The following is a 4,616-nucleotide window of genomic DNA, read 5'->3' as shown; positions in this document are numbered from 1 at the left end:
TTTATTTTGTTAAATTCATATTTTCTTCATAATCTCCTGTTAAAGTATAAATAGAATAAAAAAATAAGGAGATGATAAAAAATGAAAAAAGTTGTATCTTTAGTTTTAGTATTTAGTTTGTTGTTGGTTGGAATTAGTTCTACTGTATCTGCTTTTGGCTATTTAGATGGTCAAAATAATGGAGATTGTGTATTGGAAGGTGAGCTTGATTTAACCGAAACTCAAGTTGAAAAATTAATGGAAGCAAGAGATAATTATGAAAAAGTAAGAAATGAAATACAGGAAAAAATAAGAGATTATAATCGTTCAGGTGAAGTTAACCAGGGAGAAATTGAAGAGTTAAGAGCTGAACTGGAAACTGCAAGAGAAAATTATATGAATCAGGTAGAAGAAATTTTAACAGAAGAACAATTTGCCAAAATAGAACAGGATCCTAAACTTAATAATTATCAGTCCAGTCAGGATAAAGGCAGTGGAAATAGACAGGGACAGGCTAATAGTAAAGGAAAAGGTCAGGGTAACAATCAAGGTAATAACAAAGGCCAGGGAAATGGTAAAGGTAATGTTTAAGAATAAATTAAAATAATAAATACCCCAAAAAATAGAAGAGTATGGATTCATGTTAATAACATGGTCCATACTTTTTTTATTTTATTTCTATAATTTTTATGAATATAATTTAAAATGTTCTTACCAGAAAGAGGTTATAAGATAGCTTCTGCTGGCAGTCAATTTGATCTTGAATTAGCAAAAAAGTTTATAGAATTCAAAAAAATATAAAAAGGAAGAAGGAAATAATACTTATAATAGCTAATTATAATACATAACCTCATAAATAGTAAACATTAATATTTTTAGTACATACTTAAGAAAAGAGGTTATTATTATGAAAAACAGAGTGTTTTTAATTATTTTATTATTGATAATTGCTGTGATTTTAACACAGCCTTTATCTGTAGTGGCTGAAAAATCTGATGAGTGGGATTTTAGTGAAGGTGTTCCTGGTGATTATTTTGTTAGCAGCTGGGTTTTGCAGGACCTGAAACCGGAAGTAGTTATTGATATTCAAGAATTTATTGGTAGTAAAGAAGATGAATATGACCCTGCTACTAGTTATGATTTCTATCGTGGTGTAGTTGAATTTTCTGGTATTTCTAAAAAATTAATTATCAATCAGATTCCAGATTATAGAGTTAATTATAATAATATACCTGAAGGAAAAGATCCTAATGTAATATGTGTTACTAGATTTGAAAATTTTTCTAGTATTTATATTCGAGCTAAAGCTGATTACGAAGGGCAATCACTATATCTTAGTTTATTAAATTCTTCTCAGCATTATATGAATGATGATGAAATAACTTTTTTAGAGGCAATAGTTATTACTCCCAATCATAGTATAAATGGTAATAATTTGAAAATGATTCGCTTTAAAGATTAAAAACAAAATACTTAATAGAATAGAAAAATAAGGACCTAGAGTAGGTCCTTATTTTTTATTAAACTAGATTAGTATCTTCATATTGAAGGAATAATTAGTCATTTAGAGAAATTAAATATTAAGTAAATAAAAACTATTACATTAATATTTAAGTATGTTATAATGAGGAGTTGTAAATATAATGGAGCAAAATTATTATAATAGTAAAGCTTTGATTAAAAATATGCCGCTAGCTTTTGCCCATCATAAAGTAATTTATGATAAAAATAAAAATCCAGTTGATTATATTTTTCTTGATGTTAATAGTAAATTTGAAGAGTTTACAGGATTAAAAAAAGAAGAGGTTATTAACAAAAAAGCAACTGAAGTTTTGGCTAGTATTACAGAAAGTTCATTTGACTGGATTAAATTTTATGGTGAACTTGCTTTAAATGGAGGAAATAAATCTTTTGAAGAATATTCTGCCCCTCTAGACAGCTGGTATCAGGTTCAAGCTTATAGTCAGCAAAAAGGATATTTTACAACTCTTTTTAATGAAATAGCTGAAAAAGTAAAGCAGAGAAAAGAACTTGAAATGATGAATTTTACTGTTAATAATTCCAATTTACTTATTTTTAGAACTACACCTGAAGGTATAACAGACTATGTTAATCAAACTGTTTTAGAAAAATTAGGATATAAAAGAAATGAGATAATTGGAAAAGATGCAAAAATGTTTCTTAAAACTGATGTTTATGTAGATAGAGAAAAATTCTGGAAACAAATAAAAAACTCAATATCTATTACCTATGAAAGAAAATATATAACTAAGGATGGAAAAGATATTCCAGTTGAGATAACAAGTCAATATTTTAAATATGGAGATAAAGAATACGAGTTTGCCTTTGCTAAAGATATAACTGAAAGAAAAAAAGCAAAAGTAAATATGAAAGCTAATAAAGAAAAATACAAAACTGTTTTTAGTGCATCACCAGTAGGAATTATATTAGAAGATAGAAATGGTAATATTATTGAAGCAAATAAAATGATGAGTAAAATGTCAGGTTATTCTAAAGATGAATTAGAAGGAAGCAATGTTTTTGATAAATTTGTTTTACCTGAAAAGAGAGAAGAAGCTCATGAAAATATTAAAAAAATCATTGAAAATGACCAAGAAATAAAATATGAAACAAAAACTAGAATAAAAAATGGCGAAATCAGAAGATATCAATTAAATGAAACAAGTATAAAACTACCCAACGGTGAAAAAGGATTAATCTCAATGCAGTTAGATATAACTGAAAGAAAAAATAAGGAAAAAAGGATAAAATATTTATCCTACAGAGATACATTAACAGATTTATATAATAGGAGATATTTTGAAGAAGAAATGAAAAGGCTTGATACCAAAAGACAATTACCTATAAGTATTATTATGGCTGATGTAAATGGCTTAAAAATCATCAATGATACATATGGCCATAATACAGGAGATAAATTATTAGTCAAAACTGCTAAAATCTTAAAAAAATCTCTTCGCAGTGAAGATATTGTAGCACGCTGGGCAGGAGATGAATTTGTTATTTTATTGCCACAAACTCCAGAAAAAAAGGCCAAAAAAATAATGCAAAGAATAAAAGAAAAAAATAAAGAACTAAGTGAAAAAAATATTCCGATTTCAATTGGAATGGGAATAGCTACAAAAAATAAAAAAGAAGAATTGCTAGATAAAATATTAGAAAAAGCTGATGATAATATGTATCAAAATAAACTTTCTGAAAGTAGAAGTGCCAGCAATAAAATTGTTCAAAATTTAATAAATACTTTAGCCGCAAAAAGTTCAGAAACTAAAGAACATGCGATGAGAATGACTAACTTAGCTTATGATTTAGGAGAAAAATTAAATCTTTCCAATTCAGAAATGAACAAATTATCATTATTGGCTACTTTACATGATATAGGTAAAACAACAATATCTGAAGATATATTAACTAAGTCTGGAAGATTAACTGCTAAAGAATGGGAAATAATAAAAGAACATCCTGAAAGAGGCTATAAAATAGCTTCAGCTTCTGAAGAATTTGCCTTAGTCGCAGAAGAAATTTTAGCACATCATGAACACTGGGATGGAAATGGATATCCAAGAGGACTTGAAAAAAAAGATATTCCCTATTTAGCACGTATAATATCAATTATAGATGCTTATGATGTTATGACAAATGAAAGGCCATATAGTAAAGCTATATCTAATAAAGAGGCATTAACTGAAATACAAAGTTGTTCTGGAAGTCAGTTTGATCCTGAGTTAGCTAAATTATTTATAGAATTAAAAAATAGTCAATAATTAGAGTAGAAATATTGAAAATTAAGTTGATTATAATTTTAAATTTATGTCGAAAATTGTGTTTGAAAAAAATAAAAATTGCTGATATTATTAAATACGGATTAAATTATACAACTATTTTACTAATCTAAAGTTTGAAAATAAAAAATACATAAATGGGTAAACCTATTGAAAGATAGGGGCACAAAGTCCTAGTTCTACGGAAAATTATCTACGAATGCCAGACTGCAAAATTTTAAAGCCCTTTTTTATAAAGGGTTTTTTTCTTTGTGTATTTTATTGTGAAATAATTAATTTTTATACAAACTTTAGTAAAATTATAATCAAGGGGGAAGAAAAATGAACAAAGAGGATAATAAGACATTTAATTTTTTTAGTGGGGTATCAAGTAAAATTTTAGGTATTATTGCAATAGTACTTATAATTTCACTTTCTTTGTTAGGAGTTGTTGTTAATAATTATGTAAGTGATGGAGTAGAAAATTTAGCAAATAGTAGGAATCAAACAACTTTAAATTATCTTAAAAGTGAAATTCAGGGATTTCTCTCCAGATCTGCTAATATAATTGATGGGATCACCTATAATAAAAATTTTACATCTTATTCAAATCAGGAGATGCGTAATTTATTTGAAAACTTAAAAGAAAAATATACACAATTTAGATGGATATATTTTGGAACTAATGAAGGTGAGATGATAATGTATCCTAATGATAGTTTACCAGATGATTATGACCCGCGAGAAAGAGGCTGGTATAAAAAAGCTGTAAACAAAGGGGAAATTACCTGGTCAGAACCTTATCAGGATGCTTCAACTAATGAATATCTAATTACTGCAGCAGTTCCTATTAAA

General features: G+C 27.0%; 4 protein-coding genes and 1 riboswitch. All 4 genes read left to right on the top strand.

Annotated features, from left to right (window positions below; translation table 11 throughout):
* Positions 1-81: 81 nt before the first annotated feature.
* Positions 82-570 carry a hypothetical protein gene (locus VJ881_10700; GenBank protein ID HKL76520.1) on the top strand — a complete coding sequence of 163 codons (489 nt, stop codon included), beginning with the start codon at positions 82-84 and terminating at the stop codon, positions 568-570.
* 316 nt (positions 571-886) lie between these two features.
* The gene (locus tag VJ881_10695; GenBank protein ID HKL76519.1) at positions 887-1,441 is read left to right on the top strand and encodes a hypothetical protein; all 555 of its coding nucleotides are present in this window, start codon (positions 887-889) and stop codon (positions 1,439-1,441) included.
* A 181-nt stretch (positions 1,442-1,622) separates the two neighbouring features.
* Positions 1,623-3,764, top strand: coding sequence for a PAS domain S-box protein (locus VJ881_10690; protein ID HKL76518.1), 2,142 nt, complete (start codon positions 1,623-1,625; stop codon positions 3,762-3,764).
* Positions 3,765-3,912: 148 nt separating this feature from the next.
* Positions 3,913-3,997: riboswitch (cyclic di-GMP riboswitch) on the top strand.
* Positions 3,998-4,103: 106 nt separating this feature from the next.
* Positions 4,104-4,616, top strand: a 513-nt coding sequence (locus tag VJ881_10685) for a PDC sensor domain-containing protein (GenBank protein ID HKL76517.1), incomplete at its 3' end; no start/stop codon positions are given.

Source organism: Halanaerobiales bacterium (assembly GCA_035270125.1).
In the GTDB taxonomy this organism is placed as follows: domain Bacteria; phylum Bacillota; class Halanaerobiia; order Halanaerobiales; family DATFIM01; genus DATFIM01.
Note: the sequence above shows the minus strand (reverse complement) of the source record. Positions and strands in the feature narration are given on the sequence as shown.